15 protein-coding genes are annotated in these 16,814 nt (G+C 40.1%); 1 reads left to right on the top strand and 14 read right to left on the bottom strand.

The genetic code is table 11. The features are described 5' to 3' along the window. Positions 1-104 precede the first annotated feature (104 nt). The 3 genes from PQO05_RS14795 to PQO05_RS14785 all read right to left on the bottom strand — a co-directional run bounded on the left by PQO05_RS14795 (position 105) and on the right by PQO05_RS14785 (position 4,421). A complete protein-coding gene (locus PQO05_RS14795; RefSeq protein WP_273628094.1) occupies positions 105-1,085 on the bottom strand; it encodes a SphA family protein in 981 nt (326 codons plus the stop codon). A gap of 747 nt (positions 1,086-1,832) precedes the next feature. Next, the gene (locus tag PQO05_RS14790; protein WP_273628093.1) at positions 1,833-3,038 is read right to left on the bottom strand and encodes a helix-turn-helix domain-containing protein; all 1,206 of its coding nucleotides are present in this window, start codon (positions 3,036-3,038) and stop codon (positions 1,833-1,835) included. A 240-nt stretch (positions 3,039-3,278) separates the two neighbouring features. Continuing rightward, on the bottom strand, positions 3,279-4,421 hold the full coding sequence (locus tag PQO05_RS14785) for an AraC family transcriptional regulator (protein ID WP_273628092.1): 1,143 nt from the start codon (positions 4,419-4,421) through the stop codon (positions 3,279-3,281). 316 nt (positions 4,422-4,737) lie between these two features. Here PQO05_RS14785 and PQO05_RS14780 point away from each other — a divergent pair, with 316 nt between their 5' ends. Then, entirely contained in the window at positions 4,738-6,360 is a 1,623-nt protein-coding gene (locus tag PQO05_RS14780; RefSeq protein WP_273628091.1) for a sensor histidine kinase, read from the top strand. A 199-nt stretch (positions 6,361-6,559) separates the two neighbouring features. Here the strand turns inward: PQO05_RS14780 and PQO05_RS14775 are convergent, their stop codons facing one another. The 11 genes from PQO05_RS14775 to PQO05_RS14725 form a co-directional block, all read right to left on the bottom strand. Next, complete coding sequence (locus PQO05_RS14775) at positions 6,560-6,988, bottom strand: phosphate-starvation-inducible PsiE family protein (protein WP_273628090.1); 429 nt, start codon at positions 6,986-6,988, stop codon at positions 6,560-6,562. Between the two features lie 18 nt (positions 6,989-7,006). Further along, positions 7,007-8,386, bottom strand: a complete 1,380-nt coding sequence (locus PQO05_RS14770; protein ID WP_273628089.1) for a DUF2252 domain-containing protein — start codon at positions 8,384-8,386, stop codon at positions 7,007-7,009. Between the two features lie 35 nt (positions 8,387-8,421). After that, positions 8,422-9,285 (bottom strand): DUF6515 family protein, encoded by an 864-nt coding sequence (locus PQO05_RS14765; RefSeq protein WP_273628088.1) that lies wholly within the window; start codon positions 9,283-9,285, stop codon positions 8,422-8,424. Positions 9,286-9,306: 21 nt separating this feature from the next. Then, positions 9,307-10,047 (bottom strand): DUF2092 domain-containing protein, encoded by a 741-nt coding sequence (locus PQO05_RS14760; RefSeq protein WP_273628087.1) that lies wholly within the window; start codon positions 10,045-10,047, stop codon positions 9,307-9,309. Between the two features lie 34 nt (positions 10,048-10,081). Beyond that, positions 10,082-11,509, bottom strand: coding sequence for a DUF1254 domain-containing protein (locus PQO05_RS14755; RefSeq protein WP_273628086.1), 1,428 nt, complete (start codon positions 11,507-11,509; stop codon positions 10,082-10,084). Positions 11,510-11,540: 31 nt separating this feature from the next. Then, the gene (locus PQO05_RS14750; RefSeq protein WP_273628085.1) at positions 11,541-12,194 is read right to left on the bottom strand and encodes a hypothetical protein; all 654 of its coding nucleotides are present in this window, start codon (positions 12,192-12,194) and stop codon (positions 11,541-11,543) included. Between the two features lie 62 nt (positions 12,195-12,256). Further along, on the bottom strand, positions 12,257-13,078 hold the full coding sequence (locus tag PQO05_RS14745; RefSeq protein ID WP_273628084.1) for a hypothetical protein: 822 nt from the start codon (positions 13,076-13,078) through the stop codon (positions 12,257-12,259). Positions 13,079-13,100: 22 nt separating this feature from the next. Beyond that, entirely contained in the window at positions 13,101-13,736 is a 636-nt protein-coding gene (locus PQO05_RS14740) for an outer membrane beta-barrel protein (RefSeq protein ID WP_273628082.1), read from the bottom strand. 98 nt (positions 13,737-13,834) lie between these two features. Then, entirely contained in the window at positions 13,835-14,407 is a 573-nt protein-coding gene (locus PQO05_RS14735) for a DUF4136 domain-containing protein (RefSeq protein WP_273628081.1), read from the bottom strand. A 210-nt stretch (positions 14,408-14,617) separates the two neighbouring features. After that, positions 14,618-15,814, bottom strand: a complete 1,197-nt coding sequence (locus PQO05_RS14730; protein ID WP_273628080.1) for a BamA/TamA family outer membrane protein — start codon at positions 15,812-15,814, stop codon at positions 14,618-14,620. Positions 15,815-15,818: 4 nt separating this feature from the next. Beyond that, complete coding sequence (locus tag PQO05_RS14725; protein ID WP_273628079.1) at positions 15,819-16,799, bottom strand: hypothetical protein; 981 nt, start codon at positions 16,797-16,799, stop codon at positions 15,819-15,821. Positions 16,800-16,814 lie beyond the last annotated feature (15 nt).

The raw sequence follows: 16,814 nt of genomic DNA, 5'->3' as shown, positions 1-16,814 counted from the left end.
CAGATTATGAACACCATGCCAATGGGCATTAAAAGAATGTATGCTACCCATTACAATCTTATAAAGTAGTTCTGTAACAGGTTAATAAATGAGTAAGTCACGCTCTACTCCGCCTTCTTTTTAGAGGCTGTACTGAACACATGGGCGATGGTTACAAAAAATGTATTGCCCTGAAAACGGTTTACCGCACTAAATTCGTCGAACCAGCGCAGGCCAAATAACATTCTCGATTTTGTCAATAATATATTGCCTTCCAAACCAGCTGAGTAAACATGGTCTTTACCCGGCAGGTAAATACTGTTTGCATAAGGAGTAATTATCGCAGGTGCCGGCAACTCATCATTAGAGGTCTTAAATTGCATATAATATACCGCCCCCGCTTTGATAATTGAACTTGGAATTTTAGAGCCATTAAAGGTATACCAGGTTTTGCCAAGGCCACCCTCTATCGATAATATGTCCCCCGGCTTGATGTCGGTACCTTTTTTATCATTATGGATCTCATAAGAAAACAGGGACGAAAATGAGATCGAGCCTTTTGGATCAAGCCTCAAAGTTGTGCCGGTTTGAAACTCATTGGTAAACATACCCAAACCTGCGTTGCTGCTGCCCCCAAATTCGTATTTACCGGTAGGTATATACATGCCATAACTGAAAACAACATCAGCAACCTTTGTTTTCCAACCTAACTGGAATGGTTGAAGATAGGTATCACTATAAGCAAATGAACTTTTAGAATCTACGTTATTACCTTGAATCCTGTTTTGGGCAAAAGGCAGTAATACAGATGCGCCATAATTTGCGCCCAGAATTTTCAAACTGCTTACATAACTGCCGCCCACACCGGTAATAAACATGTTGAAATTTGGTTCGGCTATTTTATTACCATTGGCATTTTTTAGGGATGAGGCATCATAGAAATAAAGGGGTACAAGTAGTGAAAACGTTTCGGCAGGTGCTTGCGAACCCGCATCGAGCCCTATACCGCCCAGTAACCTATCACCTTTAAGTTGGGAAAATCCTTTTTGTGCACTTATGCAAAGCAACAGGCAAGTTATTATTGACAGTGTACTTTTATTTTTCATAATGATATGGGTGTTGTTTAAAACAAAGGAACACAACTAATGATGCATTTAATCGTGTTTTTGCCATGCGGTTGGTTGCATTTTTAAAAGTGCAACAATAGTGTTTGCCTGTTGGCTGCAAGTTTGGACGGCTTAAACTCAAGTGTGACTATCTGTTTTCCTTTTTCTGTATATCACACGCATAACCGGTTTTTGTGCCCTGGTATTTTTAACCGGGAGCATGAGATATAATATTGCCAGAAACCTTTTAAGCTTTATTACATAATCGCTGTAAAATCTCTTTTTAGCCATCTTCTGAAATATTCAATACATTTAATTAATCTCAGGTAAGGGGCGTAATGAGATTTGAAATCGCGTAAATACTATTTAGAAAAAAATCATGTAATTCATGGTTATTCCGGGTATATCTTAATCTTCAGCCATATATGCGGTGGTTAACCCTATTGCTACAAGAAGGTATGATAAATTGGCTGCGAATAATATTTCCTGGTAAACAGCACCAGTGATGCCGGTATTTTTGCTACGTGCAGATAAGTTTGGGTAGCTAAACAGCAACCAATCTAAATTAACAACACAGTTAAAAATTGTGCCGGGAAATAATAACCTTTTTTCATTTCAATTTAAAATATCTACTTATTGGTAACCAATACAAAAAAACTATACATTTTGTATTTTAATGCTTTTTCGGTTAAAAAAGCCGTTGCATTTTTAAATGTAGAACCTATTCTAAATATGAAACGGGTTAATCTATGCCCGGTGTTTGCTCTTTTTGAGGGAATTAAAGTATTCTGAAGGTGAAAGGCCTGTAAATTTAATAAAGGCACGGAAAAATGTAGTTCTGGAGGTAAAACCAATTTCCCAGCATATACCTTCAAGTGTCAGCTGCTTCCATTCAATATCATCAATATTATTTTTGAGATATTCAATTCTTCTCAGATTGATAAAGTCCTGAAAATGTAGTTTAAACTCACTGCTGATTAAGCTTGATAAATGGTGTGCCGGTATACCGGTTTGTTCAGAAAGGTCTTTTACGGTTATACCCTTGTTTAAATAAGGTTTTGTTTGCTTAAGCACATCATCCAATATCAGTAAATATTCGTCCTTCTTTTTAGAAGTAAAAAGCTGTTTTACAATCAGAGATTTATCAGAGTCAACAAACTCCTCCACAGCATGCCGGGTAAATGTATGCGGGTTTACAGTTAAATTAAGCCCTGCATGCTCAAGGCTGTATAAAATATGTGGGTTAGATATTAAAAAAACTAATGTTATAAGCAGGATAAACGACATGGTAGTATCGCTCACAAAATCGAGACTGATAAAACTGATGTTTACAATACGTTGTACAAGCAGTAAACTAAACAATAAGATTAAAGTAATATTGAAAACCTTAACCCAATTAATTAACCTGTGGTTGTAGTGCAATGGTATGGTATGCCTTTTACGTTCAAAATTTATAATACATACACTTTGTAAAAATGTATAAAAAAGCCATAACATTGATTTACCTATAGACAGATCATAATATAAATCGGCATGGGTTACGTTAACAAACCAGTTAACAGAACTATCGGTTAGCGCCCTTTGAATGGCTTCGGGGTTGCGCAGGCTTAAATTGGTTAACACTAAAATAATTATCGCAAACGGCACAAAGTTTACCCAGTCATATTTCCGGTACATATTTAATGGGTAAAAAACATTGCGGATATATAAGTAGGCGCTTGGTGCCACCAGGTAGGTAATTGATTTGGCTATAATAAATAAAAAGGGAAGATCAATCAGCATATTCTGCATGTAGCAGAAGTTATATATAGAGCACAATGACAGGCTGAAGATGCACAAACTGAGATAGAAATTTTGCAGGAAATACTTTTTCGATGAGATTAATACAACAGACACTCCTACTCCAGCCAATCCGGTTGAAAAGAAGAAAAAGGGTAAAAGTTTTGAGTCCATAGGTCGAGTTTTTTATTAATGTTAACGAAAGTTTTTAACCGTGGGTTACAACCTTTAGGTGTAAACCTTGTTTCAAATCACTAATTAGGGGTAAAATGATATTATGAAACAAAAAGTATTATTCTATATTATATAGAGAGGGCCTTATTATATAGTAATATTTGACCCTAAGATATTACGAGTTATATCTTTTAAAGAAACTATATTAATATTTATGGTTTCAAATTATAATCTGAACCATTACAAATCTCTTTTAAAGTACGTTGTTGGCGTTTCGCCGGTAACTTTTATAAATGCCCTGTAAAAGGTAGTACGCGAATTAAAGCCCGCTTCGAGCGCAATACCTTCAAATGTATAGTTCGCTATTTTTTGCCCGCTGATACTATTAATAATATATTCAACCCGGTATTTATTAATTAAGTCCCTGAAACTAAGATGAAACTCGGTATTAATAGTTGCCGATAGTACATGCGTGGGTATATCCAGGTCTTCGGCCATCAGTGCCAAATTATAACCCTTGTTTAAATAATGTTTTTGATTTTGCAACAAATCGGCAATAGCATCTTTTACGGTTTTTAATTTTTCGGTTTTATCCGCAACCTTTTGCTCCGTATTAGTTACCAAAACTAATTCTTCATCAAAACTATAAAGCACTCTGGGCTTTAAAACCAGTATTACAGAAATGGTTAATAATTGCAGTGATACAGATACGTTAATAAAATCTTGCAGTGTATTAAAGTATAAGCCTAAAATGCTGGTTAAAAGTATCAGGCTAAATGTTGCGGTAGTTAGCAAACTGTACAATTTTAGCCAATTGATTAGGACTTCGTATTTCACCCTGATTTTGTGCGAGGCCGCAGATAAAAAATCGGTAATAACTTTCCATTGAAAATAAACATATATAAAAGCAATAATGGTGCGGAATATGAAATGGAAATGCGGCTCTAAGAAACCTTCGCGCAGGTAAATAACTTCAGCCCTGTGCGCCTGATAATACTGAATTACCTGTAGTTTATAATCAGTGCCTCTTAGATAAAAAGGCATCAGCTCAATTAATAAAAAAAGGCAGGGAAAGAAATGCACCCAATCAAATTTCCTGAATTGTGTTTCGCCATTAATTGTGGTACGCACATACAAATAAGAAGCCGGGGCCACCAGGTACATAACCGGCGCAACAAGCCTGAACAAATGTGGCCATACAAAAATAAGATGCGAGTACATGATGGCCATATACAGGCAAAACAGTGCATACGATATAAGTGATACACCAAGTAATCGTTTATTGAAGGTGTTTTTTTGAGGAAACAGCAACAGTATTAAGCTTACAATAACACCATAAACAGATGTTATAAGCATAAATCCTGCAATAAAATCAAATCTCATTTGCAAAATCCAGAATCGTGATAATATTTTAAGGTAACAGCAATAACAGTTTTTTATACGAAGCTTATTATCTTATAGTTATTTATTTTATCGCAAAAAGAAGAACAGCATTGCATTTTTGAATCAATATTAACGTTTAGTTATCCACACTTGTCCAAAATGTTAAGGTTTACACTATAAAAAAATGTACCACATTATTTTATGTATCATATTTAAAACTGGAACTTATGAACAAGCTCAATACAACAGGTTTAGGCAACAAGCGCTTTATATTTAAACTATAAATAAGCACGCTTTACCCCTGATAACTGGATTTATGAGCAAAAGACACACTATTGATTTGGGGTTAAGACAGGGGTATGAGGATGCCCGTATTAATGCACTAACCCGATACAGGATAGCCGGTACCCTGCCGGAAGAAATTTTTGACCATTACGTACAAATGGCCACCCTGATTTTTAGAATCCCTGCCGCTATTATTGCTTTTGTAAGTGCCGACCTGGTGCATTATAAAGCAAGCATTGGAGTAGGCAGTACAGCCCACAGTACACGCTATGGAATTACGTGTGCCGAAACTATTGATTGCGGGAAAGATATACATACGGTTGACCTGGCAAAAATCAACTATGGCCCAAGCCCGTCAAACTCTGATTCTGAGCCTGTTTACAATTATTACGTGGGTACACCCATTGTTACAGCCGATGGATATACGATAGGCTGTTTAAGCCTGCTGGATCATAAAGTACGGAAACTTACCGACGAACAGCATTCGGTATTAAAAATATTAGCCTCAGCTGTAATGGATGCTATTGAGGAACGCCTTAAAAATTTGCAGGATAGGGAGCGCAACCAATGGTTCTCAAAAACCACACAGGAGGGCATGTGGGAATGGGATATTTACCAGGATAAAATATGGTGGAACTCCGGCTTCAGTATCATCTTCGGCTATCCTCCTGCTACATCAAACCATTATGATTTAAATTTTTGGTGCAGCAGGTTTGAGGAGAATGCCTGTGGTAATATGAAAGATATAATGAACTCATTTATACTGGATGGCGAGTATCTCTTTAAAAAGGCCGATGATTCACTGGCGCATGTGCTTGTTAGGTCGGTTATAATCAGGGACGATTTTGGCCAGCCGGTAAAAGTGATCGGATCTATGCTTGATATCAGCGAACGGTTTAAAAACGAAGAGCTAAACCGCAAGGCCAATCAAGACCTGATGCGGAATAAGGATGAATTTATAAGCATAGCCAGCCACGAAATAAAAACACCTATCACCATTATTAAATCGTATTCGCAAATTATAAGAAAAGAGGCTGAGCGCGATGTTTACGATGATACCAATTTGCGGGTTTATGCCGAGCGGATTCAAAAGCAAAGTGACAAGTTGCTAAAATTGGTTGAGAACCTGTTAGACATATCCCGAATTAATACCGGGAAAATGGTTATCTATCCCGAAACATTCGATTTTACCAAACTGTTGGACCAAACACTTGATGAGCTGGATGCCAGGTCTGGAAGCCACATTATTGAACTTACGGGGGATACACCATTACGTGTATATGCTGATGAATTTCGCATTGGCCAGGTATTAACCAATTTAATTACCAATGCTATTAAATATTCGCCAGGTGCCGAACGGATAATCATCAATTGTGTTAAAAACACAGAGAATAATACGGCAACTATTTCTGTGCAGGACTTTGGCAAAGGCATAGCTAAGTGCGACCAGGAAAAATTATTCCAAAAATTCGAACGTATTATCAATATGCACGAAAACCAGGTTTCGGGAACCGGCCTTGGTTTAAGCATTGCTATGGAGATTATGAAACAACATGGAAGCACCATTATACTGCAAAGCGAAGAAGGCAAAGGTTCTACATTCTCATTTGAACTGATGCTCTCTCCTGCGTTCAGTTCACATCTTAATATATAGTGACATTTTGTTGTCAGCAAAAAAGACTTTTAAGACAATAAAAGTGGAACAAGGCACGAATGAAAAAAGCATCGGATTTACTACTTAATATACTAAATATCAAATAAATATAATTATACCAATTGGTACAATACATACTTTTAAATTTGTAACATCGAACAGGTGGAATATGTGGAACGTTCCAGTATTTTATTAAATATTATTCGCTTTCATTTACGTTAGATTTTTCTGATCTTGAAACCAGGAAATAGCCTGCTGATAAAGAAATTATTAAAGCCGCAATAGCGAATTCTGCTAAAGGGGTTACTTCCTCCATATCAAATATTAAGATTTTCCTTGTTACTGCAATAAGCCCTACAATTAATATAATTTTAAGTTTAGTAGAGTGATTATGCGAGAAAACTTTAATGGTCTGGATAATTTCAAGCGTTAACAAAATAGTAAAAAACACCCCCGCAATAGATCTGCCCTTGGCCTCCAGGACGTATGTTTTATCCTGGATACTATGAACCAACCTAAATACAAAGCTGAACATCAGATCTATTGTCTGGTAGCAAACAAACAGCATAGCTATGGCCATTAGTGCATAAGAAATATACTTTTCAAAATATCTAAAGAAGTTCTCCATACATCATCAATAAAATTATTAAACCTCGGCCTGTACACTAATCCGGCCATTCTGCGCTGCAATTAACAGTGCTTCATAGTCTTTCTCAGTTTGATCGGCATAGCCAACCGCGAAACCGGCAATGGCCTCAGCAAATACATCGCTTTTGCCAACATAACCGGCAATTTCGGGCGACATGCCACTTTTTGCATGTGATTTGGCCAGCGCCCAGCCGCATAGCAAGGCGTAATTTGAATATATGCCAGGTGTGAAATTGTCAATATTGGCGCTTGCCTTCATGTCGCGCAATTGCCTTACGTAAAAGTCGCGGCCTTCATTTGATCGTGTCCACCCTAAAAAAATATCGCTTACTGCCTGCATCAACTTCTGGCCGTTCACAATGCGCTCCCCATGATTTTTGTAGGGTGTTTTGGGATTGTAAGATTCCAATACCGATTTCTTAGCTTCTTTAAACTGCAAAATCAGTGGATCATCATCTTCGGCCATAAATAATGCGATGTAACACCTGGTACCTACGCTGCCTACTCCTACCACCTTAACCGCAACATCCACAAGGCGAAACCTTCGCAGCAAGGCTTTTTTATCATCTGTAATATGTTCGAGGTAACCATCAAAAAACACCTGTGCTTTCTCAAACAATTCACCATTATCCGGCAGGTGATAAATTAATGGAGGTTCATCAACAATCTTTCTTTTACCATCCTGCATGGCTGATAATTTGGGAAATGCGTTTTCCTGTGTCCGGCGCTTTGCCTTTGAAGCAGCCAGTTTAAAACGTTTGGTAAACTCCTCTTCACTCTTAAATAATTCCAGGATTGTTTTCTTATCGAGGCGGCTATACCAAATATCCAATTGATGCATGGTGGCGTATTTTTGCATCTTTTCGGCATACATTTTCACGGCGCTAAACGCTGCTTTCTTGTTTTCCTTATCTGCAAATCCCCTATACCTGCCGGCAAGCACAATGCTTGCAGCTAATCTTTTTAAATCCCACTCAAACGGGGCACTCAGGGTTTCGTCAAAATCATTGATATCAAAAACCTGTTTCCGCTCGGGCGTGGCGTAACCGCCGAAATTCATTAAATGGCAATCGCCGCAAGATTGTACATATATACCACTATTGGGTGTATACGACAGGTCTTCAGCCATAATAAGTGCTGCACCTCTGAAAAATGCAAACGGCGATTGCAGCATCCGCGAATGCCTTATCGGTACCAGATCCGGCAGTCTATCCTCGTTTGAATCGATGATAAGGCTAACAGGGTCTACCCTATCGGCCTTATCATACGCACTACTGCTATGCGCTTCTCTTGGCGTTTGTTCACGCTTGGTTTTACCATCATTAGATCTTTCTTCTAAAGTAGGCAGCGGTTCCCAAACTTTTCTTCCTTGTTTCATATCAATACCTTTCCCAATTCAGAGGTACAGCGTTATTACTTACTGATTACAACCACTTCGTAAGCATCTTTACCATCCTGCGAAATTGGCTGGTAATAGGTGTTATTGTATACCATGTACTTTTTGCCATCAATTTCCTGTTCGGCAGATCCTTCGGGCAATTGTGTAACAGTGGCCCCTACCGGCGGCTGAACAACCTTAAATGATGTTGCACTTATTTTTGTGTAGTAAGCCCCTCCGAAATAATAGTAGGTAGTACCGTTTGTAATTACCGTTGTATATCCCGATGGCAGCGAACTAACCGTAGCACCAACCGGAGCCGGTACCACTTTATAACCGCCAGAACTTTGCACATAATAAACGCCCTCATCATAATGATACTGTTCGTTCTCTATGCTGATAACAATGGCCGCCGTAGTTAAGGTTGCTACGAAGAAACCTATCGGGTGCCAGTATGGCCCCCAGTAAAATGGCACAAAGGGGTGATAAATGTATGGCATTGGCACAATTGGCCTTGGCCCGTATGGATAATAAGGATGCGGCGGCGGTGGAGGCGGCGGACCAGGATGTGGCCCAGGACCCGGACCTGGAGGATGCGGGTTAGGACCCGGGCCCGGATGCGGACCAGGTGATGGCCCGGGGCCGGGATTAGGATGTGGATTGGGGTTTACAGGTTTGCGCGTACCAGAGCCACCGGCACCGGGGCGCATACCACCGCCATTACCGCCGTTAAAACCGTGGAAACCACCTCCTCCGTTAAAGCCTCCGCCCCCGCCGCCGAAACCATGAAACCCTCCATGATGAAAGCGCTGGGCCAAAGAGCGATCTGGTGAGAAAATAAATACAAGAAGGCCAAACATAATAACAACCGGGCCTTGTTTTCTGATCAAATTTTTCATGACAATACCTTTTGTAAATTGTTATTGGTTAGCCGTTGGTTTAATAACTATCTTTTGTGAATTTGGCGGCACTATAAATTCAAATACCGAAGCAGGTATATCCGTATTAATATCCCAGCCCGAATAGATAGCCTCAAATTGAGGTGAACCCGGCCTGTTATTGTAAACAATTACCATTTTGGCCGGCAAAAACATCACATCATTTTGTATCCAAAACTGGTAGGTCATGGTAGAGTCTTTACCTGCTATGTGAAAACACTCCTTACCATTAACCATTGATTTACCAACGAGCGACAAATTAATAGCCGTTGATTTAATATCTTCTACAAAGGATGGGTAGAAAAAATCGGCTGCGGGTACTTCAATGCCATAAGTTTTGCTTAACAGCTGGATAGTTTCCAACGATGTAGCCGGTACATTATCGATATTGCTGTAGTCGTTATTATCGTACGAATAATAGGTTATTTGCTTCCCATTATAAATTAAGGCATGGCGCTCATTTTCTTCTTTATTATCAATCATTAATTTATCCGGAAAATGCGCATAAACCTCTTCTTCCTTCGATCGCTTAACAAGCCCGTAAGCATCAGTTGGTGTGTCATAAAATGCCTCTACGTGCACCTTGCACGATGTGATACTTTTTAAAGTATTACTCATACGCTGCATAATATACAAGGCTGATGTATCAACATTCTGGGCTCGTAAACTAATACCCGTTGCCAGTATCAGCCCCGATAAACATAAAATGAATTTAGTACGCATCTCTGTAAGTATTTAATAGTGATAAATTATCGGTTTACTTGCCCTGCTTTACAGGTAAAGGCTGTTTCCAAACGCCATTTGTCACGGCTTCTTTCGGCCCGTACAACCGTACTACATAATTAAACGGACCCGATGCCGGGCTTGGCAACCAATTGGATTCCTTATCTTTTCCGGGCGAGGTTGACTGTAAATAAATGATCAGGCTTCCATCTTTTTCATATTTCAAGGCTTTGCTCCTGTCGCCTATCGAGTAGCGGTTAATTGGATTTTTAACCAGATAACGCTGTGGGATAACGTATGCAGTAATGCTCCAGAAGTATTTCACCGGCGGGATCTGATCCTTAGTAAAAGTCAGTGTATACTTGCTTGTCCCCATCAGATACTTGCCGGTATTATCCCTGATACTGCCTGTATATACAGCTTCTTCTTTTGTATTGCCAAAAAGCCCCATAGCCGCAGCCGTAGCCCGGGTTAAATAGTTATTATGCAGATCTTCCCGTGTACCGAAAAGATTGATAGAACTAATTGTTTTAGCCTCGCTCTTAGCCAGGGTCTGCTGCCCATCTTTTATACCGGCATTAATAGCATCGGTAATTTCTTTCGGGTACTTGATCTTATCTGTTGCTAAACCCGGCGCAATGCCAATACTGGCAAATCTTTTCCGCAGGTTTATTTCTGATGGGTGTACACTGGTGTATTGCAACAATGAATTAAGCACACCAATAAATGCGGTAGAAGAATAATCTTTATCCTTCCACACAGGTAGCGGTAAAGCATATTTAACCAGCGCCGGGGCCGCTTTCTTTTCAAACTCGTGCAATGGCATCAACTTGTACTGTGCCTGGATGCTCTTTACATTAGGAATATCACTTTCACCTTTTACCTCTGTGCGGCCTAAAATGGTTACCAGGTTGGTTTCGCATTTAAATACCTTGTCAACTCCTGCAGGTTTATCGCCATGCCAGTTAGGGCCAACAATCATATAATTGCCGGCTTTAGTGCCAGTGGCACGTGTGCCTACATAAGCAAAATTATAAGTATACAAATCAATAAGCTGCATTACATAATACCGGTTGCTAATGTCGGGCACATGCAATATCACAGGCTCGGCAGTAAGGTTAAGCATAGCCCATGAGTATGGCGTGTCATCATTAGGCGTAACAATGCTGGTATCTGCAGGTGTAAACATTTTAGCATAATGCTTAAAACGATTAAAACCGCCTGCATAATCAGAATAGTTCTTATTGATACCATACAGGTAAATGGTTTTATAGTTATAAAACATTGAATAGCCATAAATCCAGGCATCTTTAGCGATAGCCCTTGCCGAATCAATATTCACAACCTGCGCCTTACCATTGATAGTCACAGTTGAGTTATTAAAATTACCCGGTTTTTTACCCTGACTATATCCGTCAGCGAACAGAAATACCGGAAAAAGAATAATGAGAAGCTTTTTCATTGTATACTTTTAATGAATTAAAACCAGCCGCTTATTTAGCAGTTGGGGCAACTAATCCATCTTTCACAACTTGCTCTGCCAATGCTTTTTCGTAGCCTTTCAGGAAGTCCTCCAGTGATGATGGATCGTAAGTTTTAGATTGTGCCGACCATACCAGTTTTTCTGAGGTGGCATCGTATAGGTTGGTTTCTATGTAATACACTTTACTGTTTTCATAATAGCCCGGTGAGTAGAAGCTGTTGTAACCGTAATTCCAGTAAGCACCAAAACTGCCATAATAACCAAAGCCCGGAGCCGGATACACACCTGTGCCTGGTACATAATGGGTTTCGGTTTCCTTGTTAACCAATGCTATTGTTAAAATACCATCGCAATTTTTATCACGAATGGCTTTCAAAACGGCATCTTTATCTTTATCGTTGCCGCTTGAATGGAAATCGGGAGGGAAAACATCCATACTTTTTACACTTGCAATACCCTTAGTGCTTAAGTATTGCGACATTCCATTTTCTACGGTTTGCTTAGCAGCAGCATTACCGGTAAGCGCCGATACAAACAGATTTTTGAATGCAACCTGGGTTACACCCGGTGCTTTGTATGAGCCAACAATTGAAGTACTTGATCCACAAGCCGAAACAAATAATACTGCAACCAGCAGTAAGTTGAGATAACCTAACTTTTTCATGATTTTTAGTTTTAAAGACGTTTATGTGTTTTCTATAAATGTTGTTTATTGTTTAAACTCTGTTACTTAGGGAATACCAATGCAAATACAGCCCTGATACCAAAGTCTGCCCTCGATATATCCGGTCCGGCTATTGGGATCCGTGGGCCTACGCCCAGTTGCACCGTTTGACTCCCCAGTTTGGTTACCCCTGTTATTATTGGATTTAAAAATCCGCTGAACGTACCCGTGTGCCAGTTTTCTGTCAACTCTGCATTTGCACCCAAACCGGCACCGCTTTTCCAGTTATGGGTAAAAAATGGCTGCATAAATAATTGGTTAACAGCCGATCGGTCTGATGCACCAACAACAGACCAGATCTGGTTAAATAACAACCCATAGGTAAGTGCACCTTGCTGCTTTAATACTAAAGCGCTTGGCCCAATACCAAACTTCTGCGTACCTAAATACTTACTGGTACCAGTTGGGATTAATAATGCCGGGCCAACTCCCCATATCAATCCGTTATTAATTTTAGTTGGTGCGAAGAATGCCGTTGCGGTAATATCACTTAAACCAGTTTGGCTTGTACCAACTCCTGTAATATTTGTTTGTGCAATAACCGGTAGGATAACCCTTACAATCATGTTCAAATTTGGGTTTAAAGAAACAGGCACAACCGGCTGGATATTCAGTGTGTTTTTAGAACCTTTGTTTGGGCCTATCCCCCAATCAGTATTGTTTTGAAAGGGCACACTGATTAGGCTTGCTACCGGGTTCGATAGCTTTTTGGCTAGTTCTTCTGCACTTTCTGCTTTGGCCGTATCCGGTTTACTTTTTTGCTGGGCAATAGCCAGCGTGGTTAGTAAAAAACCAAATACAACTGTTAATACTAAATTTTTCATGTTGTAAGGGTTAAATAATTAATTACGGTGCAGTAAAAAGCAAGCCCACCGTAATAGGGAACTGTGCTAAATGGTTGATATGGAATGCATCGTTGCTATTGGTGGCGTAATTATAAGCTACACTTACAAAGCCACCTACATTACGGTTAAACTTGCCTAACGCCCCTACTTCTGGCCTTACAACAAAACCCCAGTTATTTGAGCCAACGCTGTAAATGTTGAAGTAGGCGTTTTGTTCGCTATACTCTGCACCTAAACCTATACCGGCATAAGGCCTCACCATAGCACCCGGGAAATAATAGCGGATGCTGGCAGTTATGGGTGACGTATAGATCTGCCTGATCATGTCACTGGTTACTGCGCCGGTACCATCGGGCCTTTGGTAAGTTTGTTTTTTGAAGTATTGATCGAACGAATTGTAGCTAACTCCAATACCCACAGACACATCGGGCGTAATCATCCGGTGATAATCGAACCGGGCACCTGCCCAGCTGGTTTTGGTTAAGTAATTGCTATTGGTTGGAATGGACACCTCGTATCCAACAAAAAACAAGTCGCGACCGAGGTTAAGATCACTCTGAGCTTTAGTTTGCGTCTGGGCTTGCGCATAGTTGCAAAAACCTATTAATGCAACTATGATATATGTTAATCTTTTCATGATATGTCGAATTTTGATGTTATAAATAGGGAACTGTCCGTTAATTGGCTTTGAAATAAGGTGATTGCGTAAAGCCTTGATTAATTGAGTTAATACCTCTATTTAAATTCCCCCCCCACATCAGATCCTAAAGCGCCAAATGCTGTAGAGTTCCAGATCACCCGGTACTCGCGGTTAGTTTTAGCGTTCTTCAAATCATAAGCGTCGAGGATAACACTACCTGTTGTATAGGTGTAAACGGTAGTCCACGGGTAGTAATAAGGATAATACCCACCCCACCAATATGGGAACCAACCGGCATAGCCATCCCACCAGCCGGGATAATAAACATCAACATTTACTTGTTTGATAACCCCCAGGCGAAGGCCGAGATCGGGCTTGTTAAGTTTTGAGTTAGTAACAAATGTGTACCCTCTCGCCGTCATATTGGTTTTCACAGCATTAACCAACTGCTGTGCGTTGGCATCGGTAATAACAGTGTCTTTACCTGTACCACCCAGATTGATGACCGTATCAGATATGTAATAGGTTTTGTAAGTATTAAACGATACTGATTTATCGAAATTTGTTGACACGATAAAGTCGGAAGACAATTGATTATAATCGGGTTCTTTTCTGCACGATGCAAATCCAATTGCAACTGCAATTAATAAAAGAATATGTTTTTTCATGTTTAGAAATATTAGATTAATGATGTTGTTTTGGTAAATGAACTGAAGCCCGATTGGGCTTATTATATACTTATACCAATACCTACGGCATGTTGCCGTATACATGTAATATGTGTCGAAGTTCTTTACGTATCGACATCCAACTCACTGTTCCTGAACTAAATACAATTCGCATAATTATTATAAATTTTAGTTAAATAAATTCTCTCGTTACCGCAGCCAACTGCTGCCAAACACAATATAGTATGCCCATTTCTCTGGGCCACGTGCTACATCCGCGCCCATACGCAGGCCAAATTTTCGTGCTATGAGGTACCTGAAACCTGTGCCATAACTATACACCAGGTCGTTTGCAAACATGTCGCTCCATTTATCATAAGCAACGCCGGTGCCGCCATAAAACACGGCGCTCCAACGTTTATAAAAATCCCAGCGGGTTTCTACCTCAGACTGTAAAGTGGCTTTGCCCTGGTACCTGCCTGATGGCACCCCTCTTAAATTGACAAATGGTAAAGTGTAAAATGGTGGGCTGCCTAATGATTGTTGCCCCTCTATGCGCAGGCCACCTATCAGTTTTTTAAAAATTGGGGTATATCCAATAGCCGAATAATCGATTTGCCAGGAGTTGTAATCGCTGCCTAAAATGGAATTTGACCAAAAGAAATCTGCCTGGAGGCGCACCCCTTTATTAGGTGTAAAAATGTTATCGCGGCTATCGTATTGAAAAACACCTCCTACCTGACTGATGATGCTATTCAGTTCTTTCGAAGTGACAAAATCCGGCATGTTATCTCCCTTCGAAGAAATTTTCGCGTCCAGGAAAAGATATTGGATACCGGCACTCCACCTATTATTATTGCCAAATTGTTTCAAAGCCTGCAAATAGATGGGCACAACCTTGAAATTAAACTTGAATTCTTTTTCGCCTATAACGGGGAATGTATGATAAAAACTAAGGTTAAGGCTACCGTAAGCAGCCATTGCCCTATAAGTAATATTGGGTTTAGCAAATGTACCGCCCCTAAATAAACCAGCCATCCAACTGTTATTGGCTGTGTACATAGCCAAAGCACCTGTAATATCCGGGTTGATGCGCCTGATCCTTACCTTACCATTTACAGTATCAATAAGCGGTGCCCTTTGCTTTAAAAATACAGGCACCAGTGCGCCACCTATACCCCCTAATGCCGGTTCGGTAATTGGAACCGGTACTAACACAAATCCACCTGCGTAAATCATATAATTACTTAGATCGAAAGCATGATCGAGTGAATCTTTGAAAGAAACCTTATGCTTTTCCTTTTTCTTCGTAGTGTCTTTTGGAGCATCCTGCGCCATAACCGTTGCAACAGACAGGCAAAAAACACCAAGAATAATCAGCATAGATATGTGTCGAAGTTTCTTCATGTTTTTATAATCCAAAGCGATAGTTAACTGATATTAATAGTGATTTACGGCCTCCCAGAAAGCCTCCCTCTGATCTGAATTGCCAGTGATGGTTCAACTGATACTGCCCACCTGCCAGCATGCTCCAGTTAGAGGTTGCCCGTTTAATTAATGAGTATGATATAGATGCGTTTTGCAGATCAAGCCCGTTTATTTTGTCTAATAATTTTTCGGCAATCTGTTTGGTTACTATCTTTTGGGCGGGTGTAAGTGTTTGGTACCAGGCAGCAGTTTCATCTTTAATGGCCTCCAAATCGGGCTTGGCCGCATTGGTGTTTAAATCGCTGAATTGGATTGTACCCGTAGTAGTGCGCCCAATAAAAATCCCGGATGTACCTACCCAAAAGGTAATATTCCTATCGGGATGCGATTTGAAATTGATGGCGTGCCCAAAACGGCCGCTGTATGACCGTGTATGGATCGCGCCGTCAATTTTGTCTAAGAATGACCAGGTTTGATTAGCATCTATAATACCGAAAATACCATACATTGCCCCTCCCAGTGATACGCCGAGGCCTGTAGTTGGCCCTTTGAACTTAGCGGTACTCGAGAAGTTAATGGGCGATGTGATATTTACATTGGTACTTGCAAATGTTTCACCAACAATACCATAAACATTAAAGAATGGCAATGCCCACAGATCAAACCGCGTACTTACGGACTGAAAATTGGCTTTAACCTCACCAAATTTGATGAAGTTGAGTGGAACTAATGGACCGTCATTAAACCCCACCTGCAGATCGGAAATATTAATGAGTTGCGAACCGGTAAAATAATTTACCATTACCCCCGCCGGCAAAGGCATATCGATACCCTTTTTCACAACTCTTTTGCCCCATGCCGGAAACGTATAAGGATAGTTGGAATGTTTAATACTATCGATATACTTTTGCCTGATGGTGCTATCAGGCTTGGATTGGGCCAAAAGAGCTGCGGGTATTATCATACTAATAATTAATAT

Origin of the sequence: Mucilaginibacter jinjuensis (genome assembly GCF_028596025.1) — a bacterium.
GTDB classification, from domain to species: domain Bacteria; phylum Bacteroidota; class Bacteroidia; order Sphingobacteriales; family Sphingobacteriaceae; genus Mucilaginibacter; species Mucilaginibacter jinjuensis.
The sequence above is the reverse complement of the archived record's forward strand: the minus strand, read 5'-3'. Positions and strand labels throughout refer to the sequence as shown.

Bases quoted from the DNA above. Each gene is read 5' to 3' on its own strand.
- PQO05_RS14795 (WP_273628094.1), bottom strand. From the start codon at position 1,085: ATGAAAAATAAAAGTACACTGTCAATAATAACTTGCCTGTTGCTTTGC.
- PQO05_RS14790 (WP_273628093.1), bottom strand. From the start codon at position 3,038: ATGGACTCAAAACTTTTACCCTTTTTCTTCTTTTCAACCGGATTGGCT.
- PQO05_RS14785 (WP_273628092.1), bottom strand. From the start codon at position 4,421: ATGAGATTTGATTTTATTGCAGGATTTATGCTTATAACATCTGTTTAT.
- PQO05_RS14780 (WP_273628091.1), top strand. From the start codon at position 4,738: ATGAGCAAAAGACACACTATTGATTTGGGGTTAAGACAGGGGTATGAG.
- PQO05_RS14775 (WP_273628090.1), bottom strand. From the start codon at position 6,988: ATGGAGAACTTCTTTAGATATTTTGAAAAGTATATTTCTTATGCACTA.
- PQO05_RS14770 (WP_273628089.1), bottom strand. From the start codon at position 8,386: ATGAAACAAGGAAGAAAAGTTTGGGAACCGCTGCCTACTTTAGAAGAA.
- PQO05_RS14765 (WP_273628088.1), bottom strand. From the start codon at position 9,285: ATGAAAAATTTGATCAGAAAACAAGGCCCGGTTGTTATTATGTTTGGC.
- PQO05_RS14760 (WP_273628087.1), bottom strand. From the start codon at position 10,047: ATGCGTACTAAATTCATTTTATGTTTATCGGGGCTGATACTGGCAACG.
- PQO05_RS14755 (WP_273628086.1), bottom strand. From the start codon at position 11,509: ATGAAAAAGCTTCTCATTATTCTTTTTCCGGTATTTCTGTTCGCTGAC.
- PQO05_RS14750 (WP_273628085.1), bottom strand. From the start codon at position 12,194: ATGAAAAAGTTAGGTTATCTCAACTTACTGCTGGTTGCAGTATTATTT.
- PQO05_RS14745 (WP_273628084.1), bottom strand. From the start codon at position 13,078: ATGAAAAATTTAGTATTAACAGTTGTATTTGGTTTTTTACTAACCACG.
- PQO05_RS14740 (WP_273628082.1), bottom strand. From the start codon at position 13,736: ATGAAAAGATTAACATATATCATAGTTGCATTAATAGGTTTTTGCAAC.
- PQO05_RS14735 (WP_273628081.1), bottom strand. From the start codon at position 14,407: ATGAAAAAACATATTCTTTTATTAATTGCAGTTGCAATTGGATTTGCA.
- PQO05_RS14730 (WP_273628080.1), bottom strand. From the start codon at position 15,814: ATGAAGAAACTTCGACACATATCTATGCTGATTATTCTTGGTGTTTTT.
- PQO05_RS14725 (WP_273628079.1), bottom strand. From the start codon at position 16,799: ATGATAATACCCGCAGCTCTTTTGGCCCAATCCAAGCCTGATAGCACC.